Annotated in this window: 24 protein-coding genes and 1 tRNA gene; 11 read left to right on the top strand and 14 right to left on the bottom strand. The window is 60.1% G+C overall.

Annotated features, from left to right (window positions below; all coding sequences use genetic code 11):
* Positions 1–35: 35 nt before the first annotated feature.
* The 3 genes from NAP1_RS09710 (at position 36) to NAP1_RS09700 (ending at position 1324) form a co-directional block, all read left to right on the top strand.
* Entirely contained in the window at positions 36–569 is a 534-nt protein-coding gene (locus NAP1_RS09710) for a J domain-containing protein (protein WP_007165110.1), read from the top strand.
* Positions 570–796: 227 nt separating this feature from the next.
* Entirely contained in the window at positions 797–1051 is a 255-nt protein-coding gene (locus NAP1_RS09705; protein ID WP_007165109.1) for a hypothetical protein, read from the top strand.
* Between the two features lie 78 nt (positions 1052–1129).
* Positions 1130–1324, top strand: coding sequence for a hypothetical protein (locus NAP1_RS09700; RefSeq protein WP_156777241.1), 195 nt, complete (start codon positions 1130–1132; stop codon positions 1322–1324).
* Between the two features lie 83 nt (positions 1325–1407).
* On the opposite strand, the gene NAP1_RS09695 is transcribed toward NAP1_RS09700, so the two are convergent.
* The 6 genes from NAP1_RS09695 to NAP1_RS09670 all read right to left on the bottom strand — a co-directional run bounded on the left by NAP1_RS09695 (position 1408) and on the right by NAP1_RS09670 (position 8854).
* Positions 1408–2238: an SDR family NAD(P)-dependent oxidoreductase gene (locus NAP1_RS09695; protein ID WP_007165107.1), complete on the bottom strand. Its 831-nt coding sequence runs from the start codon at positions 2236–2238 to the stop codon at positions 1408–1410.
* Positions 2239–2281: 43 nt separating this feature from the next.
* Positions 2282–3598: a cystathionine gamma-synthase family protein gene (locus NAP1_RS09690; protein ID WP_007165106.1), complete on the bottom strand. Its 1317-nt coding sequence runs from the start codon at positions 3596–3598 to the stop codon at positions 2282–2284.
* Positions 3599–3846: 248 nt separating this feature from the next.
* Positions 3847–5067, bottom strand: a complete 1221-nt coding sequence (locus tag NAP1_RS09685; RefSeq protein ID WP_007165105.1) for a DUF547 domain-containing protein — start codon at positions 5065–5067, stop codon at positions 3847–3849.
* 111 nt (positions 5068–5178) lie between these two features.
* Entirely contained in the window at positions 5179–6330 is a 1152-nt protein-coding gene (locus NAP1_RS09680; RefSeq protein WP_007165104.1) for a DUF547 domain-containing protein, read from the bottom strand.
* Between the two features lie 12 nt (positions 6331–6342).
* On the bottom strand, positions 6343–7569 hold the full coding sequence (locus tag NAP1_RS09675) for a DUF547 domain-containing protein (protein ID WP_007165103.1): 1227 nt from the start codon (positions 7567–7569) through the stop codon (positions 6343–6345).
* Positions 7570–7729: 160 nt separating this feature from the next.
* Positions 7730–8854, bottom strand: coding sequence for a DUF547 domain-containing protein (locus NAP1_RS09670; RefSeq protein WP_007165102.1), 1125 nt, complete (start codon positions 8852–8854; stop codon positions 7730–7732).
* Between the two features lie 439 nt (positions 8855–9293).
* Here NAP1_RS09670 and NAP1_RS09665 point away from each other — a divergent pair, with 439 nt between their 5' ends.
* Positions 9294–9683 (top strand): hypothetical protein, encoded by a 390-nt coding sequence (locus NAP1_RS09665; RefSeq protein ID WP_007165101.1) that lies wholly within the window; start codon positions 9294–9296, stop codon positions 9681–9683.
* 17 nt (positions 9684–9700) lie between these two features.
* Positions 9701–10285 carry a GNAT family N-acetyltransferase gene (locus NAP1_RS09660; RefSeq protein WP_007165100.1) on the top strand — a complete coding sequence of 195 codons (585 nt, stop codon included), beginning with the start codon at positions 9701–9703 and terminating at the stop codon, positions 10283–10285.
* A gap of 3 nt (positions 10286–10288) precedes the next feature.
* Here the strand turns inward: NAP1_RS09660 and infC are convergent, their stop codons facing one another.
* Positions 10289–10807: a translation initiation factor IF-3 gene (gene infC, locus NAP1_RS09655; protein WP_007165099.1), complete on the bottom strand. Its 519-nt coding sequence runs from the start codon at positions 10805–10807 to the stop codon at positions 10289–10291.
* A gap of 99 nt (positions 10808–10906) precedes the next feature.
* Entirely contained in the window at positions 10907–11614 is a 708-nt protein-coding gene (gene pdeM, locus NAP1_RS09650; RefSeq protein ID WP_007165098.1) for a ligase-associated DNA damage response endonuclease PdeM, read from the bottom strand.
* A 106-nt stretch (positions 11615–11720) separates the two neighbouring features.
* Here pdeM and hemF point away from each other — a divergent pair, with 106 nt between their 5' ends.
* Positions 11721–12578 carry an oxygen-dependent coproporphyrinogen oxidase gene (gene hemF, locus NAP1_RS09645; RefSeq protein ID WP_007165097.1) on the top strand — a complete coding sequence of 286 codons (858 nt, stop codon included), beginning with the start codon at positions 11721–11723 and terminating at the stop codon, positions 12576–12578.
* 6 nt (positions 12579–12584) lie between these two features.
* Here the strand turns inward: hemF and NAP1_RS09640 are convergent, their stop codons facing one another.
* On the bottom strand, positions 12585–14414 hold the full coding sequence (locus tag NAP1_RS09640) for an ATP-binding protein (protein ID WP_007165096.1): 1830 nt from the start codon (positions 14412–14414) through the stop codon (positions 12585–12587).
* A gap of 139 nt (positions 14415–14553) precedes the next feature.
* Between NAP1_RS09640 and NAP1_RS09635 the strand changes: the two genes are divergently transcribed.
* The 3 genes from NAP1_RS09635 (at position 14554) to NAP1_RS15950 (ending at position 18914) form a co-directional block, all read left to right on the top strand.
* Positions 14554–16644, top strand: a complete 2091-nt coding sequence (locus NAP1_RS09635; RefSeq protein WP_007165095.1) for a bifunctional (p)ppGpp synthetase/guanosine-3',5'-bis(diphosphate) 3'-pyrophosphohydrolase — start codon at positions 14554–14556, stop codon at positions 16642–16644.
* Positions 16644–17009 carry a VOC family protein gene (locus NAP1_RS09630; RefSeq protein WP_007165094.1) on the top strand — a complete coding sequence of 122 codons (366 nt, stop codon included), beginning with the start codon at positions 16644–16646 and terminating at the stop codon, positions 17007–17009. The genes NAP1_RS09635 and NAP1_RS09630 overlap by 1 nt, the downstream gene beginning before the upstream one ends.
* A 105-nt stretch (positions 17010–17114) precedes the next feature.
* The gene (locus NAP1_RS15950; protein WP_007165093.1) at positions 17115–18914 is read left to right on the top strand and encodes a methyl-accepting chemotaxis protein; all 1800 of its coding nucleotides are present in this window, start codon (positions 17115–17117) and stop codon (positions 18912–18914) included.
* Here the strand turns inward: NAP1_RS15950 and NAP1_RS09620 are convergent.
* The 3 genes from NAP1_RS09620 to NAP1_RS09610 form a co-directional block, all read right to left on the bottom strand.
* The gene (locus NAP1_RS09620) at positions 18911–19429 is read right to left on the bottom strand and encodes a CBS domain-containing protein (RefSeq protein ID WP_007165092.1); all 519 of its coding nucleotides are present in this window, start codon (positions 19427–19429) and stop codon (positions 18911–18913) included. The two genes, NAP1_RS15950 and NAP1_RS09620, sit on opposite strands and share 4 nt — an antisense overlap.
* 234 nt (positions 19430–19663) lie before the next feature.
* A complete protein-coding gene (locus NAP1_RS09615) occupies positions 19664–19981 on the bottom strand; it encodes a DUF1905 domain-containing protein (RefSeq protein ID WP_007165091.1) in 318 nt (105 codons plus the stop codon).
* Positions 19978–21096: a peptidylprolyl isomerase gene (locus tag NAP1_RS09610; RefSeq protein WP_040464392.1), complete on the bottom strand. Its 1119-nt coding sequence runs from the start codon at positions 21094–21096 to the stop codon at positions 19978–19980. The genes NAP1_RS09615 and NAP1_RS09610 overlap by 4 nt, the downstream gene beginning before the upstream one ends.
* A 303-nt stretch (positions 21097–21399) precedes the next feature.
* On the opposite strand from NAP1_RS09610, the gene NAP1_RS09605 reads away from it, so the two are divergent.
* Positions 21400–21490, top strand: a tRNA-Ser gene (locus NAP1_RS09605).
* 83 nt (positions 21491–21573) lie between these two features.
* On the opposite strand, the gene NAP1_RS09600 is transcribed toward NAP1_RS09605, so the two are convergent.
* Entirely contained in the window at positions 21574–22140 is a 567-nt protein-coding gene (locus tag NAP1_RS09600; protein WP_156777240.1) for a hypothetical protein, read from the bottom strand.
* A 184-nt stretch (positions 22141–22324) separates the two neighbouring features.
* Here NAP1_RS09600 and NAP1_RS09595 point away from each other — a divergent pair, with 184 nt between their 5' ends.
* Entirely contained in the window at positions 22325–25399 is a 3075-nt protein-coding gene (locus NAP1_RS09595; RefSeq protein WP_007165088.1) for a TonB-dependent receptor domain-containing protein, read from the top strand.
* Positions 25400–25485: 86 nt separating this feature from the next.
* Here the strand turns inward: NAP1_RS09595 and NAP1_RS09590 are convergent, their stop codons facing one another.
* A complete protein-coding gene (locus NAP1_RS09590; RefSeq protein WP_007165087.1) occupies positions 25486–26025 on the bottom strand; it encodes a helix-turn-helix transcriptional regulator in 540 nt (179 codons plus the stop codon).
* Between the last annotated feature and the right edge of the window lie 71 nt (positions 26026–26096).

The raw sequence follows: 26096 nt of genomic DNA, 5'->3' as shown, positions 1-26096 counted from the left end.
TTGCTCACGCGAGCCCAGCCCAATCGCTTTCTGCCATGCCTAAGGCGCGTCGCTCGAATGACTGGGGCTTCCCGCGCTGGCGTGGCTACGGCTCGTCGCGCGAGACAACCAATGTGCGCATCTGCGACCGGCATGGCTGCGATGAGCCGGGTGACTGTCCCGCGCCCAAGTCACCCAACAGTCCCGACCGCTGGTATTTCTGCCAGGCCCACGCCGCTGAATACAACAAGGGCTGGGACTATTTCGAAGGGCTCGACAAGGAGCAGAAGGAAGAACGCGCCAAGGCCGAGCGCGCCGAGAGCGCGGGCTATGCCGAGGCTTCGCATTACGGCTGGACCGGATCAGGCGATGGGTCGCGCTCGGCAGATGAGATGCGCGCGCTCGATGTGCTGGAGCTGGAGGCGGATGCCGATTTTTCGGCGATCAAAAAAGCCTACCGCGCCAAGGCCAAGCTGGTGCACCCTGACGTGAAACCGGGAGACGAGGAGGCCGCTCAGGAGTTTCAGAAGCTCCAGGTCGCTTATGAAGTCCTGCGCGCTGCCGAAGAGCGACGCGAGTGGAAAGGTTAGGCCGCCCTACCCGAAACCGGGCGTTTACCGCAGACTTGGTTCACACAAATATATAATGCGATGGCGGCTGTTGTATTCATGGCCCGGCATGGCCATCTACTAATCAGCTACCAGTCGTAATCGACGGTAATCGCTTTCTACATCGAAAGCCCTTTCCTTCAGTTCCGCCTCATAGTCGCAGCCGGGTCAATTCTGGCGCGCTGCAAACTCGTATGAAGGAATGACACATGGCACACTTTGGCAAAATCAAGAGCTACGACAGTAGCATGGGCGCAGGCTCGATCACCGCAGAGAAAGGCGGCGACGTGCTCAGGTTCAAGAAGGCCGACCTTCAACAGGAAGGTCAGGTCCCGAAGGTCGATCAGCGTTACAGCTACGAACCGAAGGAAGTCGATGGCGGCAAGAAGTCCGCCGTGAACCTGCAACACCAGCAGGGCGACGGCCAGAACCAGAAGAATCAGGCCAGCAAACAGCAGGGCTGACAACAACGCAGGGCCGGGGGGCAATCATCCTCCCGGCTCACGCTTCCTTCCCTCTTGCAAGGGTGCACCGAGATGCCGATGAACCAGTTTCTGTTCGATCACCAGCTCGCCGCAATGAAGGTCGATCGCTCTGGCTCGCTGCGCGAGCGCAGTCTCGCAATCGAGCTGCTGGAAGCGCGTGCGAAGAGGGTAGCCGACTGGCGATTTGAGAACGGGCTGTCCAATATGGGATGGCCTGGCGAGGTCGTTTCTCCTGTCTCAAAAGGCCGATAGGACGAACGTGCTCCCTGCCGCTGAGCCTAGGCCAGTCTGAGGCAACCTGAAAAAGCAGGCTTACGGTCAATCCTGATCGAAGCTTAGTCCTTCTCGCCTCCGAACGCGGCCTTGCCGTCGCGTGCAGAGGTGTTGATCGCGGCTGGCGGATTGTCGTTCCACCACGGTGTGTCGGTCCAGGGACGCACATCGATTTCGTGGGTCCAGCAGTTTCTAGGCTGCTGCGCGAGATGCCAGTAAGTGTCGGCAAGGTTCGCAGGGTCGAGCACGCCATCTTCGCCCTTTGACGCCTTGTAGGCATCGAACTTGTCGCCAAGCAGCTTGCCGAGCGTGTCAGGCGCATCGACCGATCCGTCGACGACTACATGCGCAACGTGAATGCCCTGCGGCCCGAATTCAGCGTTCATCGTCTGGCACAGCATCCGGCGACCGCCCATCGCGGCGGCGTGGCTGTGTTGCCCCGCATTGCCCCGCACGGCTGCCGTAGCCGAGGTGACAAGCAGCGTCCCACCACCTCGCTCAAGCATCGCCGGGAACATCGCGTGAGCGAGCCGGAACAGCCCGAAGCACCCTAGCCGCCAACCCAGCTCGAACGTCCTGTGCGGCGTATCCAGCAAGCGCCGGTTCCCGATCTGCGCGCCCAGATTATAAAGCGCGGTATCGATCGGCCCGATATCGCTCTCGATCCGGGCGACCATGTCCTCGATAGAGCCGTCCTCGCTTGCATCGACCATCATTCCGGTGGCGCTGCCGCCGCCGCTCTCGATGGCGCTGACAAGCCGGCCCAGACCTTCCTCGTCAGATCGGCGTGCGAGGACCGCGTGATACCCTTCACGTGCGAAGCGGGCGGCGACATGCCCCCCGATCCCCGCGCCTGCGCCAAGCACGAGACAGACCTTTTCAAACTTACTCATGTGAAGCTCTCCCGTACTTTCACGGGAAAGCTTAGTCTGACAGTCAGACTTTCTCAAGCGCCTGTTCGAAGTCGGCGATGAGGTCGTCTGCGTCCTCGATCCCGATGCTGATGCGCACCAGGCTATCGGAAATGCCGAGCATCTGGCGGCGCGCATGCGGCACAGACAGGTGAGTCATCGAAGCCGGGTGGCTCGCAAGCGTCTCGGTCCCGCCAAGGCTGACTGCGAGCTTGGCGATGGTGAGGTTGTCGAGGAAGCGGAAGCACTCCGCCTCGCCGCCTTTCAGGAAAACGCTGAAGGTCGAGCCTGCACCCAGGCAATGCCGGTCGTAGATGTCCTGCTGGCGCTCATCCTCGATCATGCCGAGATAGCCGAGGCCTTCGACCTTGGGGTGATCTTTGAGGAATGCGCAGACCTTGGCCGCGTTCTCTCCGGCACGCTGCATGCGAAGTTCGACCGTCTCGAGGCTGCGCAGGAGCATCCATGCGGTGTTTGGATCGACGATGCCGCCCATCGTGTTGCGCAGCGCGCGCACCGGGTCCATCCACTTTTTCGCGCCCGCAATCGAGCCTGCGACGAGGTCGGAATGGCCACCGACATATTTGGTCAGCGAATAGGCAACGATATCCGCGCCGTGGTCGAGCGGACGCTGCCACAATGGCCCAAGGAACGTGTTGTCGATTGCGATCGGGCAGGGCTTGCCCAGCACCTTGTCGCGCGCAGCCTTCACTGCTTCGATATCGACGAGTGCATTGGTCGGATTACCCGGGCTTTCGAGGTAGATCATCGCAACCTGGCCGCCATTCTCGCCAGCCTGGCACTTTGCCTTTTCTATCACTTCCTCGATTTCTTCAGGCGACGCGCCTGCGGGGAAGTCGACATAGGTGACGCCGAACTTCGCAAGCACTTTCGCAACGAAGCCTTCGGACGCGGCGTAAAGCGGGCCCGAGTGGACGATCACGTCGCCCTGGCTGACATAGGCCATCATCAGGATGCAGATCGCGGTCATGCCGCTGGAAAATGTCAGCGCATCTTCCGCGCCGTCCCAGATCGCGAGCCGGTCCTCGAGGATTTCCTGGTTCGGTCCATTGAAACGCGAATAGACGAGGCCCTCCGCGCCGCCCGGGCGCTTGCCGGTGATGCCTTCGAAGTGGCGCTTGCCGTCGGCGGCGCTGGGGAATGCGAAGGTCGAGGTGAGGAAGATCGGCGCCTTGAGCGAGCCTTCCGACAGCTCAGGGTCATAGCCATGGCCCATCATCAGCGTGGATGGCTTCAGCGGGCGGCCTGCGATCTCGGTGCGCTCTGGCTTGGGCTTGCGGCGAGGGGTGGGCGTGTCGGTGGCGTCAATTGCGTCAGTCATGGCGCAGCGTCCTTCCTAAAAAAGCGCTCCCAGGAAGGCAGGAGCCGATTGGCAGGACGAACGGGGCACCCGCTTCTAACCTCCGCAGAAGCGCCTCTCCCCTCGGCCCTTTGAACGGGAGTTATCGCGCACTGGTTGCACTTGCAACCGGTTTGAGGCGGGCTTTCGGCAGGATCATGTGGGCAAACGAAACAGCCCCGCGCAAAGCATGTCACGTTGCGCGGGGCCGCCGAGGATCAGGCGAAAAACTATTCGACTTCGGGCGGCGCTTCGCCTTCGGCGTATCGGCCATCGCCGAAGATCACCATACCGGTGCGAATACCGGCACGCCGCGCCCGCTCGAGCTTCTCGGCACGCTCTGCCATCAGCCTTTGAATGGCGGGATTGGTACGGGTGAGGGTGGTCGCGCAGTTCGCGACATCGACGACGGGGGGCTGACCGCCATTCATGCCCGGGGGCTGGACGCAAAGGTTGGTGTAAGACGGCTCACGCTCACCGCGCGAAAGATCAGCGAGGTCCGTTTCGAGCGGTCGGTATGCGACCTCTGTGGTCTCGCTCACCAGCTCGCGCACTTCGTCACGTGCATATTGCGACAAGTGCGCGCGCAAATATTCGCTGTCCTCGAAATAGAAGCGCTTGGCTTCCTCGTATATTGGGCTCACGCGCAAGGCGCCGCCCCAGCGCTCAACACCACGAAGCGAATTGACGAAGTCCTCAGCCGAAAGAGCAAGGAGCGGGTCGACATTCGCGCCGTTGAAGGCAAGCCGCTGGATCGATGGCCCCCCCAGGATACCGCGCCAGAAGCCATAGATGACCTTCGGATCGCGCCAGTTGGGGTAGACAATGCCTTCCCGGATATCACGCGGCGACAGCGGCACGCCGGCGACCGTCACCAGTTTGGCATCGTCGAGCGCGGTCTCGTTCGGACCGAACGTGCGGTCATCTGGCTTGACCATCGGATACTCGCCCGAAAGCGCCTCAACCATCGCGACATTGTGCAGGTTCAGCCAGTAGGCGAGCTGCTCGTTGCGCGGCAGGCTTGAGATATCGAGCTCGGAGCCGACCCGCTCAAGATCGGCCCGATAGTCGCTGATCGCCTGCCTGATGTCAGGGGTGATGTAGGAAAATGCGAGCCGGTTGCCTTCGAGGCGAAGGCGCGATTCGTGGCCGTAAGTGCGGCGAGTGCCAGTGCGCGGATCGACGCGCGGCGCAGTTTCGCGGATTGAGGGACCCATTGGCACCACGAGCCATTCGAGCGCCTCGTCCCAATGTTCGTAATCGATACGATGCTCGCGCAGTTCGGACTGCGGAGCGAAGCGGGCTAGCTCGGATTGGGCGTCCACAGAGGAGGCGTCTGCCTGATTTTGAGCGGGCGACACAAAGGTCGTACTCTCGGCAGCGAGCGGCAGGGTGAGGCCGCTTGTAACAAAAAGAGCCGCGGCGAAGCGGTATTGCGTGGAATTGAACATAAAGTGTCTCCACCTGACAGTTTGCGTCCGAGAATCAGGAGTTTAGCCTGAATCGATGCACCCAGAATGAACGCGCGCGGCCTAGGTCATCAGGCCCATGACCTAGCTCACCTACTCGACCGCGTTCTTGTTCGGCGGATCGCCGGGCAGGTCGATATTGGAGAAGATCACGCGGCCGGTAGGCGCATCTTCGCGGCGCAGCACCTCTAGCTTGCGCTCGCGCTGAACCAGCAGAAGCGCCGCGCCTGGAGGAATACCTGGGCGGCTGCCACTCGATGACCCGTTGAGATAGTTTGCCCCGCGCGATCCGCCTGCCAGATCGGCGATATCCTGCTCCGCTATCGAAGCGCGGATTACGCCGGTTTCGGCGAGGATCTCTGCGACTTCCTCATTGGCATATTCGGCCAGATGCGCGCGCAGGTCGTTCTCAAAATCCGGGAAGTAAAAGGGAGCCGCTTCGGTGTAGAGCCGCGAGACATTGAGCTGGTCGCCGCGCTTCTGAGTGCCGCGAAGCGAGTTGACGAAGTCTTCTGCCGCCACGTCGAGAAGCGAGCCGACATTGTTGCCGGTGTAAGCCATGCGCTCAAGCGCCGGGCCGCCGATCTCGCCGCGCCAGAAGCCGTAGATGACTTTCGGGCTCTTCCAGTTGGCAAAGACGATCCGCTCTCGGATGTCCTTGAGGCTCATCGAAACGCCGGCAACCGTGATGAACTTCGCGCTATCGAGCAGTACGCCGTCCACTTCGATCCGGTGCGGCTGGCGCACGGGCCATTCGGCCGCAATCTTCTCCATCAACGCGACATTGTGGAGGTTGATCCAGAAGGCGAGCTGTTCGTTGCGCGGAAGGGTGGAGATATCGAGCTTGTCGCCGACGCTTTCGAGGTCGCGGCGATACTCGGCAAAGCTTTCGATGGTCTCGGTCTGGAAGCTGGAGAAGGAAACCATCGAACCTTCGAGGCGGTACCGCGAATTGTGCCCCTGGCGGATGCGCGTGCCCACTGGCGGGACTTCGGCATAGGGCCGCGACCTAGTGGAAGGCCCCATCGAGATGACGATGTTCTTGAGCGCGAAATCCCAGATTTCGTAGTCGATCCGGTGGCGGATCGGATCGGTCGTGGGCACGAATTTGGCAAAGGGGTCCGCGCGCTCCCCGCCCGACTGGACCGAGGCATTAACAGCGCCTTCCTGCGCAGCCGAAAGCGGCGCGCCTAGAAGCGCAAGAGAAGAGACGCCGAGAGCGGCGGCTTTGCGGAATTTATTCATTAAAGAGCGTCCTTATTCGACCGCGTTCTTATTCGGCGGATCGCCCGGCAGGTCAATATTGGAGAAGATCACGCGGCCTGTCGGAATATCGTCGCGCGCCATGCCCTCAAGTTTGCGCTGGCGATCGTTGAGATGCAGCCACAGCGGGATCGGTACCCGGCTGGACGGCGCATCGTCGTAGAACATCGGATTGCCTTCGGTCGAATTGAACAGATAGTTCGCAAAGCGCGCTCCGCCCGAAAGATCCGCGATGGTGCGATCGCGGATCGAGGCGTTCACCATGCTGGTTTTGGAAAGAATCTCGCTCACTTCTTCATTCGCATAGGACGATAGGTGCGCGCGCACATCGGTCTCGAAATCGGGGAAGTAGAACGCGCGCGTTTCGTCATACAGAGTCGAGACATCGAGCCGGTCGCCGCGCTTTTGCGTACCGCGCAGCGAGTTGATGAAGTCCTCCGCTGCGATATCGAGAAGCGAGTTCACATTGGCTGCGGTGAAAGCTTCGCGTTCAAGCGCCGGACCGCCAATTTCGCCGCGCCAGAAGCCATAGATCACCTTCGGGCTCTTCCAGTTGGCGAAGACGATGTTTTCGCGAATATCGCGCAGGCTGATCGGGATACCGCGCACGGTCAGCCACTTGGCATCGTTGAGCGGCACGCCATCGATCTCGATCTCCGCCGGTTCGCGGGTGGGCCAATTGTTGGCGAGCTGTTCGAGCATCGCGATGTTGTGGAAGTTGAACCAGAAGGCGAGCTGTTCGTTGCGCGGCAGGCTGGCAATGTCGAGCGTGTTGGTAATCCCTTCGAGTTCACGCCGATAGTCGCTAAACGCAGCTTTCGCATCGTTCTCCATGAACAGAAACATCACTTGGCTGCCTTCGAGCCGATAGGGTGACTTGTGCCCCTGACGAATCCGCGTACCGACCGCTTCGGGACGACGGAAGGGAAGCTGCCGGATGCTCGGCCCCATCGAGACGACAATGTTCTTTAAGATGAAGTCGTAATTCTCGAAGTCGATGCGGTGGCGTACCGGTTCGTCGGTCGGGACGAATAGCGCGAAACGATCGCTGGAGGCTGGCTGACCAACCTCATTTGCTGCCGGTACGTAGGATGCGCGTTCCTCGGCATCTTCCGATTGGCGTTCCTGGGGAAGAGCGCTTTCCGCAGCCAGCGGCGCTGCAACCAGAGCGGCGAGGCTGGAAGTTCCGATCAAGAGGACGGGGAGACGAAAGCTTGGCATGGGAGAGGCATCCTTGCTGCGATCAATGATGCAACATTACATGCCCTAAATATCCCCTCTTTTCAAATAGGTAACAATATTACCCGTGAGGGAAAGAAAAGGCCGCAGAACCTGTGTGGTATTTGCGGCCTTTTCTTTGGTTTTGGGATGTGAAATCGGGTTATTCGACTTCGCCGTCGCCCTCTGGATCGCCAGGCAGATCGATGTTCGAGAAGGTAACCGTTCCGGTGCGGCCCTCGCGGATAATGCGCTGGAACTTCTCTTCGCGCTGGGCAAGGAGGCGCTGCATGCTCTGCGGGATGCGGAAGCTCGCCTGGGTGCCGTCGGCGCTCTGGATGTTCTGGTAGCTCGGTTCACGCACGCCGCCGGCGAGGTCGGCAATGTCGGGCTCGCTCACCGATGCTTCGAGGCGGCTCGTTCCGGCGAGCAATGTGGCGGTGTCCTCGTCCGCATACAGGGCGATGTGCGCGCGCAGATCGGCTTCGAAATTGTCGAAGAAGAAGGGAGCTGCCTCTTGGTAGAGCTCAGAGACTTGAAGGGTTGAGCCTGTCTTTTGCGTACCGCGCAGCGAGTTCACGAAGTCACGCGCGCCGCGGTCGAGCAGGCGGGCAACGTTGTCGGCGTTGAAGGCTTCGCGCTGGATCGACGGTCCGCCGATCTCACCGCGCCAGAAGCCGTACATGACCTTGGGATCGCTCCAGTTGGCAAAGACGATCTTCTCGCGAATGTCGCGCGGGCTCATGGCGATGCCTTCGACCGTGATGAAGCGAGCCTCGTCGAGTGGCACGCCGCCGATCTTGATGTCACGCGGCTGGCGAACCGGCCAGGCATCGGCGATCTGTTCGATCATCGCGACGTTGTGGAGATTGATCCAGTAAGCGAGTTGTTCGTTGCGCGACAGCGACTGGATATCGACCTGGTCAGCCACGCTTTCGAGATCGCGGCGATACTCGGTGAAGCTTGCCCGGATGTCGGCATCGAGGAAGCTGAACATGATACGCGAGCCTTCGAGGCGATAGCGCGAAGTGTGCCCGTACTGGCGACGCGTGCCAAAACTCTGCGGCGGGGAACCAGCGGTTTCGCGAAGGCTCGGACCCATCGAAATGACGAGGTTCTTCATCGCCTCGTCCCAGATCGAATAGTCGATCGTGTGATCGATCGGTGCACCCTGGGGCGCGAAGGTTTCAAACTGGGGGTCGGCTGCGGGCTGTGCCTGAGCGGTGGCCGGGACAGCGGTGAAAGCGAGAGCGGATGCTGCCAGCAGAAGAGCCTGAGTGCGGGGCATGTGCGTCTATTCCTTCCTGAAAGATGCGGCCCTTCTTGAGCGGAGCCTTTGGCGGGGTGGGTGGCCGGGGGATGAGGGCCGTGGGGATGATTTTGTTGTCGCGAGAGGAGTGGGACCGGTGCGTGGGGGATAGCCCGAAAGTTCGCAAAAGGGCCTGCGCCCCGGTCCGCGCCTCTGGTTTTATTGTATAACCTGTCTTGATCTACGAGTGTTCCCGGCAATCGGATGATTAGTGTTTTTCGTCGAAACCGATTGTCGTTCGTCGTCGCGGATCAACGCTTTGTTGAAATGGCAATGACCCTTTAGTCCGGGCTCGGGCGAAATTCTTACAGACAGAATTCGTCGTTGATTTCTGCGCCCTGTAACTTGCGAGAATGGCGCAGCTATTTGAAGATGTGTTCCGGCTGGGCAGGGCCCGGTTCGAATGAGAGGGGCGGCGATGAATTATCTTGATCTGATCCTCCTGATTAAGATCGCCGGAACCGGGCTTTTCGTGGGCCTGCCATTGCTGTTGATCCCGACCCCGCAGCTGGTGCGCTTGCTTGGGATCGAAGGGGCCGAAGCGGCGATGCCATTGATCCGGCTTTATGGCTGGGCGGTGCTCGCACTTCTCGTCGGCTACAGCTTTGGCCTCTCGTGGGTGGTAGGAGACACCTTTCCTCTTGGGGTGGTCACGATGGGACTGGTTTCAAATGCAGGCGCGACCGTGTTGCTCGTGATCACCGGCGCGTGGCGCAAGTCGATTGCATTGACCGTATTGCTCGGCTGCATCGCTCTGGCGTTCGCGTTTGCCCTGATTGATCAACCAAGCGTCATGCAAAGCCTGTGAGGGACGATCGCCCCATTTTGCCAGTCCAGCCGGGCGAGAAGTCAGAGCAGATAGCCGAGACACTCGCGCGCGCGTTTCAGGACGATCCGGCACTGAGATGGCTGTTACCCAAGCCCGAACGTCGACGCCGTGCGCTTCCGGCATTTTTCGCCGTGATGGCCGAGCAGTCGCATCGTCATGGTGAAGTGCTGGCTTCGCCCGATGCCGCCGCCGCATCCCTGTGGTATCCGCCCGGCGTGGTCACCGATGGCCTGATCGCGAGCTTTCGGGACAATCTCCGGCTTGCGCGGGTCTTTGGCCCGGCTCTCGCTCGCGGGCTCAAGCTGGCCGAGGCGATGCATGCACGCCATCCCGACCCACAGCCGCACGTCTATCTGCGCTATGTCGGCGTCGCGCCTGAGGCACAGGGCAAGGGCTGGGGAGGCGCCTTGGTTCGCACAGGCGTTGAGCATGCCGCCGCGCAAGGCTTCGGCACGCTTCTGGAAACCGCGACCGAAAGCAACGTCGCGATTTATGCCCGGCTGGGTTTTGAGATTATCGAGGAATGGCAGGTGCCGAGTGGCGGTCCAAAATTCTGGACCATGGTCCACCCGGCTCCCTGATCCTTACTTCGGTGCGAGCACCATCAGCATCTGGCGGCCTTCGAGGCGTGGGAATGCTTCGACCTTGGCGATTTCCTCGACGTCTTCCTGAACCCGCTTGAGCAGGTCCATGCCGAGATGCTGGTGAGCCATCTCACGGCCGCGGAAACGCAGGGTGACTTTCACCTTGTCGCCCTGATCGATGAACTTGTTCACGTTGCGCATCTTCACGTCGTAATCGTGCGTGTCGATGTTGGGACGCATCTTCACTTCCTTGATGTCTTGCGTCTTCTGCGTCTTGCGCGCGGCGTTGGCCTTCTTCTGCGCTTCGTAGCGATACTTGCCGACATCGAGGAACTTGCACACCGGCGGGTCAGCGTTAGGGCTGACTTCGACCAGGTTGAGGCCCTTGTCCTGGGCCTGCTCAACTGCTTCGCGGGTGTACATTACGCCCAGATTCTCGCCTTCGTCGTCGATGACGCGGACCTTGGGAACCTGGATAAACTGATCGTAGCGAGGGCCGCTTTTAGTTGGCGGGGCCATCGAACGCCGAGGTGGACGGGCTATGTGTGTTCTCCTGTTGTAGCCTGAGTCTTGATGCGCCTTATGTAGTGCTCCGGGGCGCAAAACTCCAGATGAGTCTTACGCTGCCGCGCGATAAAGCGGAAAGGTAACCAATTTGCCCTTCGCGGGCAGCACGGCGTCGATGCTGTTTGCCGGGCTGAGTGCCTTCAGGATTTCGGGCGAGCCTGCATCCATTCCGCCGGTGTACGCACCAAACGCCGGAAGGATCATGCGATCGCCCGATAGCGGTGATCGGCTGATCACGCCGCAAGGTCGCGCAATGTGCCGGTTCCTGACATGAACGCGCATCTTGGGGTGGTAATGCCCCGAAAGCTCTGGCCGGGTCTCACCCATCCGCGCTTCATGACGAAGGACGATGCCGGCGACGTCCATCTCGCTCGCCAGCTGAGCGCCAAAGCTGCGGTGCATGTTCTCGTCGTGGTTGCCGGTTATCCAGACCCAGTCGAGCGCGCGCGTCAGCGATTCGAGCATTCCAGCCGCATAGGGGTCGAGGCGCGAGACACCGTCATCATCGTGGAAGTTGTCTCCAAGCGTAATGACCCGCCGCGCGCCCGTTGCCTTGACCGTGTCCGCCAACCGCTCGAGCGTTTCACGGCTGTCATAAGGTGGAAGCATCTGGCCATGGCTTGCAAACCAGCTTCCTTTTTCAAGGTGCAGGTCAGCGACCAGCAAAGCACGCTCGCGCGGCCAGTAAAGCGCATTCGATTTGGTCAGGACAAGCTCTTCCCCGGCGAAGGGGAGTGGAGCGAACGAAACGGGAACCATTTGCCTCATCTGGCGCGATTGCAGGCGTTTGACAAGTGTCAAAGCGGGTGGACACTCATGCTGTCATCGGGCAATGCCAAGCTAAGACGGGAAGGGATCGACAAGCATGAGCGAATGGGCAGGCCATACGGGCCGCGCGAAGGAATGGTTTGAAAGTCTGCGCGACCAGATCTGCGCGGCTTTCGAAAGTATCGAGCGCGAGGCCGGCTCGGATGCGAGCTTTCAGTACACGCCGTGGAACCGCGAAGAAGAAGGCAATGACGACCCCGGCGGCGGTGTGCAGGGCCTGATGAAGGGCAAGGTGTTCGAGAAGGTCGGGGTCAATGTCTCGACCGTTCGCGGACGCTTCTCCGAACAGTTCGCAAACCAGGTCAACGGCGCGAGTGTCGAGCATCCCGAGTTTACCGCGACCGGCATCAGTCTGGTCGCTCACATGCACAATCCGCATGTGCCCGCCGTGCACATGAACACGCGCTTCTTGACCACGCAGGCCGCATGGTTCGGCGGCGGCGCGGACCTCAACCCGCCGATTCCCTACGAGGAAGATACCGAGGAATTTCACGCGAGCATGCGGGCCGCCTGCATGGCTCATAATCCGACCTACTACGAACGCTACAAGAAGTGGGCGGATGATTACTTCTACATCCCCCACCGCGAAGTTCATCGCGGCGTGGGCGGGATCTTCTACGACCACCTCGAATGTGAGGACGACCAGAGCTTCGACCGCAATTTTGCCTTTACGCAGGACGTAGGGAAGGCGTTTCTCGACATCTATCCCAAGCTTGTGCGCAAGCGGATGGAGAGCGACTTCGACGATGCCGACGTTGCGCAGCAGCTCGAATATCGCGGGCGCTATGCCGAGTTCAATCTGGTCTATGACCGGGGCACGATCTTCGGCCTCAAGACCGGCGGCAATATCGACGCCATCCTGATGAGCCTGCCGCCGCGCGCCACCTGGAGCTGATCCGCCTTACCCGTTGATCGCTCTTGCCGCGCAGCTACGGCGCATGCCGGAGGCAGCGTCGGTGCCCTTGAGCCAGCGTTGCAGGGCATCGCGCAGTCGCTGCAATTCAAGCGGCTTTGCGACGTGTTCCTGAATTCCAGCCTCTCGGCACGCCTCGATATCATCCTCGAAAGCGTTGGCGGTTAGCGCGATGATGGGCAAAGTCTCTGCATCAAAACCGGCGGCACGGATCGCGCGGGTGGCTTCCAATCCGTCCATGCGCGGCATCTGCAAGTCCATCAGGACCAGCGAGTAAGGTTTGCCGCGCGCGTTTGCAGAAATGACCGCATCGAGGGCGGCGCGACCGTCTTCGACCAGGTCGAAATCGAGGCCCAATTGCTTGCCCATTTCGCGGATCAATTCCTGATTGATGTCGAAATCCTCGGCGAGCAGGATCCGGCAATGGCAGGCATCGCAAGGATTGGGATCAAAGTTCAGCGGCTCTTGTCGCGGCGGTATCTGCGCAGAAGTTGCTGGTACGAGCGGCAAGGTCAGGATGAAGGAGGAACCCAGCCCGACAGTGCTTATCACGTCCAGCTCACCGCCCATTAATTCGGCAAGCTGACGGCTGATCGAAAGGCCAAGACCGGTTCCCCCGCGCCGAGTGCTGTTACCTCCGTCGGATTGCGAAAACGGATCGAAGATGGCCTCGATCATTTCTTCCGGAATGCCGGTGCCAGTGTCTCTCACGGTAAAGGCGATGCCTGATGGCGAGGGCTCGACGATGACGCTCACACCTCCGCGATCGGTGAACCGGATAGCATTGGCCACGAGGTTGCTCAGCACCTGCCGAAGGCGCAGCGCGTCCAGCATCGCGAACTGGGGCAGCGTATCTGATACCTGGCTTGAAAGCCCAATGACTTTTTCGCGGGCGAGCGGCTCGAACAGTTGGATTGTCCGTTTGACCAAGTGAGAGATATTCGCTGGCTCTTCCTTGACGCGGAACTCGCCGGATTCGATTTTCGAAAGATCGAGGATGTCATTCAGCAGCGTCTGAAGCGCCTTCCCCGATTCCCTTATCAATTCGACATGCCGGGCCTGTTCGTGTGAGAGATCACTGCGCGACAGCAACTCGGCAAAGCCCATGACGCCGTTCATCGGTGTCCGGATTTCATGGCTCATCTTTGCAAGGAACGAGCTCTTGGCTTCGGCCATCGCATTCGCTTCATTGCGCGCGGTGCGCAATTCGCTTTGCATGACCTCTTCGTCGGTCCGGTCGCAGAAAACCCCGAACAAGGCCACCGGAGCGCCGTCTTCGCCGTACTCGACCAGCGCGGTGCTTTGCGTGTGGCGAACCGAACCATCGGCGCGGATCAGGCGAGCACGAAACTCGAACGGGAGGCCGCTCCGACGCGATTGTTCGACGGCGTTCTCGACAATGTCGCGGTCATCTTCGTGAAACAGCTCTATCGCCTTGTCGAGAGGGGGCGGGGTCGTGCCTTTTATCCCATGGATGGCGAAGGTGCCGGGCGACCAGTAAACTTCGTTGGTGGCCAGATCGAGCCGCCAGTGCCCGACCCTTGCCGTTGTCTCGGTGAGTTCAAGAAGCCTGTTGGCTTCCTCGAGTTTGCGAAGCTTGGTCCGCAGGTCTGTATTCCTGAGCCGCGCCCGTTGGCGCGACACCGCTTCTCGCAGGAATACCGAGGCAAGCAGGCAAACAATGGCAGCAAGGCCAAGCTCGTCATTCGATCCTGTCTGGACGAGTCCCAGAACAATGGCCGCCACGGCCCCCACGCATGCGAGGAGGCACGCAAGGCTCGCCAGGTAAAGCCAGCGGATGAAGGAGGGGGAGCGCATATGGGCCACCAGGAATGGCTAGCGCGGTCATGACCAAGATAGCGTGCTCTCACCTGTAGGGACAAACCCCGATCACAACCTTTCATGCTTGCAAGCTTTGCGCTTGCCGGATGACGCGGTGCAGCACATATTCACGTCAATGCTGCGCCAGTACGAACTTGTTGAAAGGGTCAAGGATTACGACCCTGAGGCCGACGAGGCCGCGCTTAACCGCGCCTATGTCTACACCGTGCAGAAGCATGGCAGCCAGAAGCGCGCGAGCGGCGATCCCTATTTCTCGCACCCGATCGAGGTGGCAGGCCTGATGACCGACCTGCAGCTCGATCAGGAAACGATCATGACCGCGCTCTTGCACGATACGGTCGAGGATACGCTCGCGACGATCGACGATATCGAGGAAAACTTCGGTCCGGAAGTCGCCCGGCTGGTCGATGGCGTGACCAAGCTGTCAAAGATCGAAGCGATGCCGGAAAACGAGCGTGCGGCGGAGAACCTGCGCAAGTTCCTGCTCGCCATGTCCGAGGATATTCGGGTTCTGCTGGTCAAGCTCGCCGACCGGCTTCACAACATGCGAACGCTTCACTTCATCAAGAAGCCCGAAAAGCGCCAGCGCATCGCGCGCGAGACGATGGATATTTACGCGCCGCTCGCTGAGCGTGTGGGCATGTACGAATATATGCGCGAGATGCAGGCGCTCGCCTTCAAGGAGCTCGAGCCCGAAGCCTTCACCACCATCACCAAGCGCCTCGATGAACTGCGCGGCAAGGATGGCGGGCAGGTCGATGCGATTGCGCTGAAGATCAAGCAGGCGCTGGCCGAAGCGGGGCTTCAGGTCGAAGTCTCGGGCCGCGAGAAGCATCCCTATTCGATCTGGACCAAGATGAGCGAACGCCACGTCTCGTTCGAGCAGGTCACCGACATCATGGCCTTCCGCGTCCTGACCGAGGACGTCGCGGACTGCTACCGGGCGATGGGCGTTCTGCACACGACGTGGCAGTTCCTTCCGGGCAAGTTCAAGGACTACATCTCGACGCCCAAGAACAACGGCTATCGCTCGCTTCACACGTCGCTGATGTACGAAAACTCGATGCGCGTCGAAGTGCAGATTCGCACGCGCGAAATGCATCAGAGGAATGAATTCGGCCTCGCCGCGCACTGGGCCTACAAGCAGGACGACAAGGCCGACGGGCAGGTTGGCTGGTTGCGCGATCTGATCGAGATCGTGGACGCGAGCCACGATGCAGAGGAGCTGCTCGAGCACACGCGGCTTGCGATTTATCAGGACCGCATCTTCGCTTTCACGCCCAAGGGTGCGCTGTTTCAGCTGCCGAAGGGATCGACCGCGGTCGACTTCGCTTTTGCGGTTCACACCGACCTGGGACTTGCGACCGTTGGCGCAAAGATCAACGGGCGCCACATGCCGCTTCGCACGCAGCTCACGAATGGCGACGTGGTCGAGATTATCAAGGGTGCAGGCGCGGAGCCGCAATTGTCGTGGCTTGGCTTCGTCGTCACCGGCAAGGCGCGCGCGGCGATCCGGCGCGCGGTGCGCCTGAAGGAGCGGGACGAGATTGCCGAGATCGGCTCGAAACTGTTCGACGCCATCGCTGCCCGCGTGCCTGCGCGCATCGGCAAGAAAGCGATCCGCAAGGCGGTCGAGCGGCTCGGCATGGATGAACCTGATGACCTGATGTTCGCGGTGGGCGCGGGCAAGATTTCCGACCGCGAAGTTATGGAAGCGCTTGTGCCCGGCTGCACGGCGGAATTCGAAGAGGACGAGGAATGGTCAAAGCATGAGCGCCAGATCTCGATCCGCGGTCTGACGCCCGGAGTTGCTTTCGAATTGTCAGAATGCTGCCACCCGCTTCCTGGCGACCGGATCGTGGGTTTGAGGCGCAAGGGCGAACGCGTGGCGGTTCACACCATCGACTGCCTCGAACTGGCAAGCGGCGTCGACACGGATTGGCTCGACCTCAACTGGGGGCGCCGTTCGCATGGCGCGGTGGGTCGACTGACCGTGACGATCTATGACCGGCCAGGTACGCTGGCCGAAATGGCGGGCGTGTTTGCGCAGAACAAGATCAACGTCAAAAGCCTGATCCAGACACAGCTCGACCATCCTTTCACGACTTACGAGATCGACGCCGAGGTCAACGACCTCGCACACCTCACCCGTATCCTGAGCGCCCTTCGCGCGAGCGACGCGGTCGCACAGGCCGACCGTATCTGATGGCCGTAATCGGCCTCGACCACGTCCAATTGGCCATACCCGAAGGCGGCGAGGACGAAGCTCGCGAGTTCTTTGCAGGCCTGCTCGGTATGCGCGAGGTGCCAAAACCGGCGAACCTGTCATCGCAAGGTTGCTGGTTCGAAAGCGGGACACTCAGCCTCCATATCGGCGTTGACCCAGACTTTCGCCCCGCCAGCAAAGCGCACCCGGCGCTGCTCGTCGACGACATTGATGCGCTAGAAACCGCACTTGTCGAAGCCGGTTACGAGACCAAGCAAGATAAGCCGGTCGAGGGTTATCGCCGGTTCTTCACCAAAGACCCGTTCGGCAACCGGATTGAAATCATGCAGCGGACCGCACAGTAACTGCACGCGCACCGCGCATGGTTAAATCCGGGTTTACTCAATTTTAGGGAGCATCGCTTTAGGGTTCCGGATCAAACTTCCCGGTTTGATCGAGGGGGAACTGTAGTGAACATTCAGTCTGCCGGCTTCGTGCCTGCAACGGACGTTGAGGATGGGGTCGGGCGTGAGAGCGAAGAGCACACGCACGCCTGGCATGAGCGTCTTTCTCTGGCCGTAAAGCTCAAGGCTGTGGTGTTCGCGAGCACGCTTGTCACCTTCGTGCTGGCTGGCGCGATCCTCGGGACGATGACTTACTTCAGTCACGCTGGCGAAGATCTTCGCGCGCTCAGCACGGCCGATGCCAGCAGTGCAAATGCCTCGGTCCAGCTTTTCAATGCTCGCGACGACATTACCGCGTTTGCGCAAAGCGGTGATGGGGCCGACCTTACCGCATCGCGTGAGGCGCTCGACGAAGCTTCAACGCTTCTTACCGGCGCACTCAACAGCGATGTCAGCCGACTGGACGCCGGTCTGCTCAGTGCCATAACCACCGCAGGACGCGATGTGGAGCGCATTGCTCAGCAAGCCTCCGCGACGACGCCGAGCGCTGAAGAGGCCGGATCAATCGCCGCGCGGATTGATGAAATCAACGCATCGCTTCAGATCGCAACCGATGGCTTGAACCAACGTTCCACCCAAGCAGCCGAGCCAGTTTTCGCAGGTATCGCCCGCTCGCTCGTTTTTTTACTCGTCCTTTTTATCGCGCTGACTTTCGCCTCTTTCGTAGGATCGCGCCGCATCGCCAGCAGCGTCTCGGGCAAGATCACCGAGATGACCCATGCCATGGAAGAGATTTCTCAAGGGGCGTCCGACACGGTTATTCCTGGCCGCGAACGCGGCGATGAAATTGGTGCGATGGCGCGGGCGCTGGAGGTCTTCCGCAGCAGTGCAGAGACCTTGCGTGAAATGACCGATTCCCGTGCCCGCGAGGTCGAGGAGCAACTGGCTCAACAGCAAGATGTGAGTGAGCAAATGCGCAAGCTGCGCCTTGAAAAAAGCCAGCTGCTCGAAGGGCTGGCAGACGGGTTCGAAGTTTCAGTCGGCGAATTGATCACCGCCGTTTCAGCGGCATCGGAACAGCTCAAGGCGACGTCAAAACAGATGGTCAGCCTCGCAGATGGCTCGAACAACCAAGCCGACAGCGCCAGCGATGCGATGGAAAAGGCAACCGCGAACGTTACAGCGGCCGCCGCAGCAACCGACGAATTTGCATTGTCGATCACCGAGATTAGCCGTCAGGCTTCTGCATCGGCGACGCTTGCGCGCGATGCGACCACTCTCGTTGCAAGCGCGAACACGCGCATGAACGACCTTGCGAAAGCCGGTGAAGAGATTGGCGAGATTGCAGGTCTCATCCAAACCATCGCTCAGCGCACGAACCTGCTTGCCCTGAACGCGTCGATCGAAGCGGCGCGCGGCGGCGAAGCGGGCCGCGGTTTCGCGGTCGTCGCGAGCGAGGTGAAGGAATTGGCCATGCAGACCTCGAACGCGACCAGCTCGGTCGCCGAGAAGATTCAAACAATGCAGGATTCTACTCGCTCAAGCGCGGGCGACCTGACCTCGATCGTCGAACAGATCGGCGAACTCGAACAGGCCGCAGTCATGATCGCGAGCGCGGTGGACCAGCAATCGGTTTCGGGCGAGGAACTGGCGCGCAATATCGACACTGTCGCCGAAGGTTCGCGTCAGGTCAGCCAGCGCCTCTCCGAGTTGCGTAAAGCTAGCGAGGAAACGGGCACGGCTGCCGATGACGTGGTTGCAAGCGCAAACGCTCTGGGCGACCATGCCGATGATCTTCGCACGAAGGCAGGCCGCTTTATCGCTGATGTTCGCCGCTCGGCGCGCGATCTCGAGGTGGGCGGCTAACGCGTTGCGTAAAGCAGCACGATCACAAGGATGATCGTGTAGACCGCAATGCCACCGGCAATGGCTAGCTGATTGAAGCGCGGACCCAGCGTCGCCTGCGCCATCTGGCCGACCTGCCCGAGCAGTTGCGGCCACGTGTAGCCGACGAAATCACCCTGCGACATCACCGCGATGAGGCGCTTGTCTTCGTCGACGATAGGCAGTCGGCGAAACCTCTCATTCGACATGATCTGCATCCAGTCGAGGATCTGGTCGTCCTTGTGAGCAGCGCGCACTTCGGTCGTCATCACTTCGCTGACCGGCGTGGTCTTTGGATCGCGGCTTGCACCGATCACGCGGCGGAAGATGTCTCGCTCAGTCATGACGCCGAGAACGCGATTGTCCGGATCGGTCACGAAGATCGAGCCGAAGTTCTTCTCTGCCATTTGTGTAACGGCGTCGAAAACAATCGTGTCGGGCGTGCAGGTGAGTGGCGGGGCCTTGCTTGCGAATTCTGTCCGGTCGGCGATCCTCATGTCAGCATATCCTCGTAAAGCCACGCGTGGCGACGATGCTGAGCCGTATCGCGTTTGAGGTCAAGAGCGCCGCGAAGACCGAAAAACCGCGCGAAACGTCCAGTAGAGGAGGCCTCGCAATAGCGCTTGCGCGATCGTTCGGGTGATTGAGGGGGTTCTGAGTGTGCGTTTTGTATGTCCACCATGCTGAAACTTACGCAAGATACAGCGCGCCGGATGCAAAATGCTTGAATTTCACAGGATTGTGATGCGCACCTCGACTTCGTCACCGGCTGCGAGATCCTCTGCCCGCATGACCTTTTTCGATACCAAGAGAACCCATTCGGACTTCTTGTTTTGCGGAAAGACCGAGCTCTTCCAGACCGTATCGCCGATGCAGGCGCTTACTTTGACGGACCCGAAACCGCGCGAGCGCCCGTATTCGAGCTTCTCCATCAGCGCGTGGCCCGCAATGGTCTCCGCCTCTTCGCCGGTGAATGTGACGAGGTGATAGACCGCTTTCTCGCCCTGCCAGCGGCGCAGGGGCAGAGTTGCAGTGATAGTCTCGCTCACTCGTCTTCCGCATATTCGAAGGCGCGCACCGGCACCGGGATGTTGCAGATATCTGCGCCGCCAGCCGGTACGATAAAGAACGGATCACGGCGATTGGCGCGGGCGTCCGCGTAGCGTGCGAAGGTCTCGCTTTCGGTTGAGAGATACTCGAACAGCGGACGTTCATCCTCAGGCAGGTCGCTGGCGACACGGATCGAGAGGATCGGCATGCGCTTGTCGGCTTCCTCTTCGGTGTAGAACCCAAGCGTACCCGAACCACGCGGCAGCGAGGACAAATGCTCCATCCCGCTAACGATCCGGCCGACAAGCGCGATGTTGCGATCGAGATGACGCGGCGCGTGGCCGATAACGGTATAAAGCTCTGCGCCAGAGCCAGTGTCGGGCGAGTAATTTCGGCCGACGCCAACCATGCCGTAGCAGTGGACGGGCCAGAACTGGTTTGCCGGTTCCTCCGCGTTTCCAAAACTGCCGGTGACCGGCCAGCCCAAGGCAAGCGTTGCGAGCTCACCATAGGCATCGCCCGTCTCGAGCTTGATGGGCGGTGGAGTCTCGCCGCTTTCAAGTGCCTCGGTGAATGTTGCGGGCAGTTCGATAGCGCCGTTTGCCGCGATCATCGCATTGCGCATCATCGCTGCACCGAGCGTGTAATTGATGCGCGGACGTCCACGCGGATCCGGAACGCTGATAAGGCCAGTCGCAGCATAGTCTGCTTCGCTCATGACGTTCAGCCCGTCGGGCAAAGGCTTGGTCTCAGTCTCCCCGCTTTCGGGATTGTCGTATCCCGGATCGCCCCATTGAACGACGTAGTTGTCCTGCACGCGGTTTACCGAGATCCCATCATACCACTCAGCGCGGGCAAGAGTGCGGATGTTCTGGGTCCAGCCTTGTGAGAAAGGCGCTGGCATGAGCTGGATCACAACCTTACGCGCATTGCCTTGAGCATCAGGGGCAAGCGTCATCACGAGCAGGTCTTCCGCCTCGATCGCGACCCATTCCTCTTGCGCGGCCGTATTGACGATTTCGTTAGGCGAAGGGGCGCCCTCCGGCGCCTCCTGAGCTACAGCGGGCGAGGCGAGTGCGGCGATGGCGGTGAGCGTGAGCAGGTGCTTTTTCATGGAAAGCTTCTTGCCATCCGGGGCGCTCAAAAGAAAACCCCTTTCCACGCGTTTTCGAGGGCGGAAAGGGGCTCTTCAGACAGCGTTCGCAGCGAATTTCTACGCGCGCAGCGCCATCCAATGCGACTCGTTTACCACAATTCGCCTCGGCCAGAAACCATTGGCGACAAGCCGTGGTTGCGATCCGGTTGTTTCGTGGCTAGAGGCACGCCTTCGCGCTTCCGTGTGTACCGGTCAGGTGCTGCGGTGGCCCTGATGGGAAGCTTGTCCTTAAGCAGCAAAGCAGTGGGACAGCCAAGGCGCGGAGCAGTGGCCGAGTGGTCGAAGGCGCACGCCTGGAAAGTGTGTATACGGTAACCCCGTATCGAGGGTTCGAATCCCTCCTGCTCCGCCACCTATCCACATTGCCGACCATCCCTGCACTAGCTTCGCCACCTCGCGGAGCGTGCACCATTTGAAATGGCTTCAAGCCTGCAATCAGGGGGCGCGTCGTCTAGCGTCCATCCTGTACACATCTTGCCATGTCTCGCCTTCATCGCGCGATATAGCCAGCATCCAGGTAAAACTGTCGTCGATGATCGGAGTGAATGTTATCCGCCGCATTGGGTCGAATGCGGGCGTTTTATAGTGCATCACGATCGTGCCATCCTCCTGAAGCTCGCCGGTCAGTTGGTTCATCGCCTGACTTCCTTCGCCGGTATAGATGATGTCCCACTTCCCGGTTTCCGGGTCGACCATACGCACAGTCATGCCAAACACTCCGGTTCGCGAGCGAAAGAAGTCGGTGACCGCAATCCCGTTGCCAAGGCAATGGAAGTCCCACTCGCCGCCCGGGCCCTCCTGCCAGGTTCCGTCCTCGGTGATCATGCTGTCATCAAAGACCCAATCGCCGAGATAGCGACCGAAAGCGGACGTGTTGCCATCCCGACAAGCCGCGGCCTGCGCTTCGGGATTCGTTTTATCCGGGTCCACAAATGGTGACAGCGAAGAGAGAGGCGATCCGACTAGGGCTAGGCCTGCGCCCAGCAGCGAAAACATACTCATGCAAAACTCCCGATTTTCGAGCCATGCCGGGCATGGCCACTGTTTTTGTTGCCAAATTGCAACGATGCGGCCCTAATTAGTGCGAATCGTACTAATTGCAATTGCTAATAGTGCGAATCGGACTAACTATGCCCTGGACACGGTCGATATCGGATCGCCGTCTTGCAAATCAGGGGATTTCTCAGTGCAAATTTCTCAGACACGTCGCCGGCTGTTCGGATCCTGCGCCGCACTTTCAATCGCGATCGCAGCATCGCCTGTAAGCGCGCAGGACCTTGAAGAGCCTGCTGAGGACGTCACTTCGGACGTCACCGACGCAGACGTTGAATCGGGTGGCCGGATTATCGTTACCGGGTCGCGCATCCTCTCTGACAGTGCTGCCTCGACGCAGCCATTGCAGGTGCTCGACGCCCAGAACATCGCTCAATCAGGTGTCACCAATATTCAGGACCTGCTTCTGGAAAATCCCGTCTTCGGCGCGCCGACCTTCGCGCGCACCAATAACGCCTTTGGCGTGACCGGTACCGGGGTTGCCACTGTCGACCTGCGCAACCTCGGGATCGCCCGGACCCTTGTCCTCGTGAACGGTCGCCGCGTAGTGGGCGGACTTGCAGGGACCAACACGGTCGACCTCAACGTCATCCCAACCCAGTTCATTGGTCGTATCGATATCCTGACGGGCGGCGCATCTTCGCTCTATGGCTCCGACGCGATCGCGGGTGTGGTCAACTTTGTCTATCGCGACGATCTGGAAGGACTAAACCTTGAAGGTCGCTATGGCGTCACCGAACAGGGGGATGCAGAGGACTATCGCCTGAATGCCACATTCGGCGGATCAATCGACGACGGGCGAGGGCGCTTCATGCTCCACGCCGGTTATTCCGATCAAGGTCAGCTGCTATCGCGCGAGCGCAGCAACACTCTGGTCGACGATATCGACCTATTCCGCCTGAGCGGCGACCCGGCCGATTTCGGCACTCCCAGCGAGCCCTTCTTTTCGAGCTTCCCGCCTCAGGGACGCTTCGATGTGAATGGCACTGCCAGCAACGCCGACGACTTCACCTTCAATCCTTCTGGAGTCCTGCAACCGTGCTTCTCCACAAACGGAACCCCGAGCTGCACCGCATTTGACGGTTCGCCAGCGAGCGGACCAAATGGCTTCAACCGTCAGTTCTTCCGCACGCTCGCATCGCCGGTTCAGCGCTATGTTTTCGCGGGCACCGCTGATTACGAAATTACGTCCGGCGTTACCGCCTTTCTTGAAGGTACCTACGTCAAGACACAGAGCGCACGGATCATCGAACCCTTCCCCTCATCGTCGAGCGGGACCAACGGACTGTTCCCGGCCACCGGTCGTGCCCCGATTGAAACCCGTGTGCTGGTCGATAGCGACGGCGACGGTGTGCTCGACAGTTCCGAAATTCGGGTCAATCCACTTGTGCCGGACGAAATCGTCGCGGCAGCTTCCGATCTTGACGGTGATGGGCTGCGCGATATCGGCTTCGTTCGCCGCCTGCTCGAGGTAGGTGAGCGTACCAACGACACCACCCGCGATTTCTTCCGCGTCGTGGCCGGATTGCAAGGCGAGTTCGCCGATGGGCAATTCCGGTGGGATGTCAGCTACAACTACGGCCAGACCACTGAGAACCAGCGTTCGGCTGGCGCCCTCAACGTGCCAAACTTCCAGCAGGCATTTGCCGCTGTGGCGGACATTGACGACGTCGATGGCGACGGCGACACGACCGAGGTGATCTGTGCAAGTGCTGATGCCAGAGCACAGGGGTGTGTGCCGGTAAACATCTTCGGGCAGAACGCGATTTCCCCAGAGGCACTCGCCTATATCGACGCCCCAGGCTCGTTCCAGACGGAGATTGAACAAAGAGTCTTCCAGGCAAACCTTTCAGGCGAATTGTTCGAGATTTGGGGCGGCCCGGTCGGCTTTGCGACAGGCATTGAATATCGCGAGGAGGCTTCGCTCGCCGACTTCGACTCTCTGACCAACCAGGGCCTGAACGCGAGTAACCAGATCCCTGATACGCAGGGCGAATTCGACGTGATCGAGGGGTTCGTCGAAGTGCGCGTCCCGATCCTGAGCGACGTGCCTTTCTTCCGCACGCTTGAACTCGCTGGGGCAGTCAGGCTTTCCGATTATTCGACTGTCGGCTCAGTGACGAGCTGGAACGGACAGGTCCTCTGGGAGCCAATCGACGATATTCGCTTCCGCGGGACTTATTCGAGGGCGGTGCGCGCACCGAATATTGGCGAGCTGTTTTCCGCTCAATCGCAGACCTTCCCGCCGGGCCTGACCGATCCTTGCGTTGGCATCGGTCCAAGTGGCGGCGGCATTCTGGGCGATACGTGCCGCTCGTTCGCGGGAGTGAACGACAACATCGCATTGAATGGAGTTTTCACGCTCAACCAAGCCGATATTCAGGGCATCAGCGGCTTCAATGGCGGCAACCCGAACCTTACGGAGGAAACCGCTGATACTCTGACGCTAGGCCTCGTCATCAACCCGCGTTCGATTGAGCCGCTGCGCAATCTGACACTGACGGTCGATTACTTCGACATCGAAATCGAAAACGTGATTGCAGCGCCGACAAGGCCTTTCACGCTCGATCAGTGCTTCAACAAGGGCAATCAGGTCTTCTGCGACCTCATCACCCGCCGTGCAGCTGGGGACAGCACCAACAGCGCCGGTTCGCTCGAATTCGTGAATGCGATCCAGTCCAATGGCGCGCTTCGCGAGACCGAGGGTGTGGACGTGACAGTCCAGTACAATACATCGCTAGACGGGATCGGGCTCGAAAACGCCAATCTCAACCTGTCCGGCGCGTATACGCACCTGATCAAGCTCAATTTCTTTCCTGCCGTTGGCGAGCCTGCGAACCCGCTGGCCGGGGAAGTCGGCTCGGCCAAGGATCGTTTCACAACGACGGCCCTGTTCGATTTCGGCGCAATCAGCTGGGGGCTTACAGGTACATACATTGGCGCATCGACCGAAGACGACCAGTTCTGCTCGGCGTTCGGGCTTGATGCGGGCTGTTTCCGGCAAGGAGCGGAGTTCAATCTCGACACGCAGGTGGTGTTCGACATCGACGAGCTTCAAATCTTTGCCGGCGTCGACAACCTGCTTGATAATGATGCTCCGAACCTGCTGACCGGTACGACATTTAACGCGACCAGCACGGATACAGCATCTGGTGTCTACGATATCCTTGGTCGCCGGTATTACGCCGGTGTCCGCTTCCGCTTCTAAGGACAGGACGAGATCTCTTCCCCGCGTGTGTTGCGACAGCGGGACCCTTGGAGGGCCGGTGCGAAAGTGCCGGCCCTCTCTTCAATTCATGACGTCTTGAGGCGCGCCCGTATCCCACTGAGAGTACGCTCGACCCATTGAAGCCGAGCCTGGCTTGTGGCGTTGATGTTATCCGCCATGATTGACGTCTCTGGCACTTCGGTCGCTTCGATATAGGCTGCGACTTCCTCCATTTTCGCGCGCATCCCTTCTGCGATCTGTTCGAGCCAGGCGATCTGTTCATCGACTTCAAGCAGATGAAGAGATTGTATCCGGGTCCGAAGCGGGTCGTCGAGAAGCAGGTGCGCTGGATCAACGCGTTTCGCCCACTCCCGTAATGACGCGATACCTTGCTCGGTGCACCTAAGGTGTTCGGTCCGCCGTTTGTCTCCAGCGATTTCCTCACCCACGAGGAGGCCCAGATCCTTCAGTCGACGAACCATTGGGTAAAGCTTGCCTTTGCTTGTCCCGAAATGGGTGACAGGCGAGGACATGTAGATTTTTGAGATCTCATAGACTGTGACCGGCTGGGCGCGCTCGATGAGCGAAAGGAGCGTGCCTTCTCCATCCGAAACCGCATGTGTCATACGTGGTGCGCCATCGCCGCAAGTCTCCCCTGACCGGACGCCATAGGCATGTGTCAGAGTCGCATCAAGTT

This window comes from Erythrobacter sp. NAP1 (assembly GCF_000152865.1).
Classification (GTDB): domain Bacteria; phylum Pseudomonadota; class Alphaproteobacteria; order Sphingomonadales; family Sphingomonadaceae; genus Erythrobacter.
Note: the sequence above shows the minus strand (reverse complement) of the source record. Positions and strands in the feature narration are given on the sequence as shown.

Bases quoted from the DNA above. Each gene is read 5' to 3' on its own strand.
- NAP1_RS09710 (WP_007165110.1), top strand. From the start codon at position 36: ATGCCTAAGGCGCGTCGCTCGAATGACTGGGGCTTCCCGCGCTGGCGT.
- NAP1_RS09705 (WP_007165109.1), top strand. From the start codon at position 797: ATGGCACACTTTGGCAAAATCAAGAGCTACGACAGTAGCATGGGCGCA.
- NAP1_RS09700 (WP_156777241.1), top strand. From the start codon at position 1,130: ATGAACCAGTTTCTGTTCGATCACCAGCTCGCCGCAATGAAGGTCGAT.
- NAP1_RS09695 (WP_007165107.1), bottom strand. From the start codon at position 2,238: ATGAGTAAGTTTGAAAAGGTCTGTCTCGTGCTTGGCGCAGGCGCGGGG.
- NAP1_RS09690 (WP_007165106.1), bottom strand. From the start codon at position 3,598: ATGACTGACGCAATTGACGCCACCGACACGCCCACCCCTCGCCGCAAG.
- NAP1_RS09685 (WP_007165105.1), bottom strand. From the start codon at position 5,067: ATGTTCAATTCCACGCAATACCGCTTCGCCGCGGCTCTTTTTGTTACA.
- NAP1_RS09680 (WP_007165104.1), bottom strand. From the start codon at position 6,330: ATGAATAAATTCCGCAAAGCCGCCGCTCTCGGCGTCTCTTCTCTTGCG.
- NAP1_RS09675 (WP_007165103.1), bottom strand. From the start codon at position 7,569: ATGCCAAGCTTTCGTCTCCCCGTCCTCTTGATCGGAACTTCCAGCCTC.
- NAP1_RS09670 (WP_007165102.1), bottom strand. From the start codon at position 8,854: ATGCCCCGCACTCAGGCTCTTCTGCTGGCAGCATCCGCTCTCGCTTTC.
- NAP1_RS09665 (WP_007165101.1), top strand. From the start codon at position 9,294: ATGAATTATCTTGATCTGATCCTCCTGATTAAGATCGCCGGAACCGGG.
- infC (WP_007165099.1), bottom strand. From the start codon at position 10,807: ATGGCCCCGCCAACTAAAAGCGGCCCTCGCTACGATCAGTTTATCCAG.
- pdeM (WP_007165098.1), bottom strand. From the start codon at position 11,614: ATGGTTCCCGTTTCGTTCGCTCCACTCCCCTTCGCCGGGGAAGAGCTT.
- hemF (WP_007165097.1), top strand. From the start codon at position 11,721: ATGAGCGAATGGGCAGGCCATACGGGCCGCGCGAAGGAATGGTTTGAA.
- NAP1_RS09640 (WP_007165096.1), bottom strand. From the start codon at position 14,414: ATGCGCTCCCCCTCCTTCATCCGCTGGCTTTACCTGGCGAGCCTTGCG.
- NAP1_RS09635 (WP_007165095.1), top strand. From the start codon at position 14,554: ATGCTGCGCCAGTACGAACTTGTTGAAAGGGTCAAGGATTACGACCCT.
- NAP1_RS09630 (WP_007165094.1), top strand. From the start codon at position 16,644: ATGGCCGTAATCGGCCTCGACCACGTCCAATTGGCCATACCCGAAGGC.
- NAP1_RS09620 (WP_007165092.1), bottom strand. From the start codon at position 19,429: ATGAGGATCGCCGACCGGACAGAATTCGCAAGCAAGGCCCCGCCACTC.
- NAP1_RS09610 (WP_040464392.1), bottom strand. From the start codon at position 21,096: ATGAAAAAGCACCTGCTCACGCTCACCGCCATCGCCGCACTCGCCTCG.
- NAP1_RS09600 (WP_156777240.1), bottom strand. From the start codon at position 22,140: ATGAGTATGTTTTCGCTGCTGGGCGCAGGCCTAGCCCTAGTCGGATCG.
- NAP1_RS09590 (WP_007165087.1), bottom strand. From the start codon at position 26,025: ATGACACATGCGGTTTCGGATGGAGAAGGCACGCTCCTTTCGCTCATC.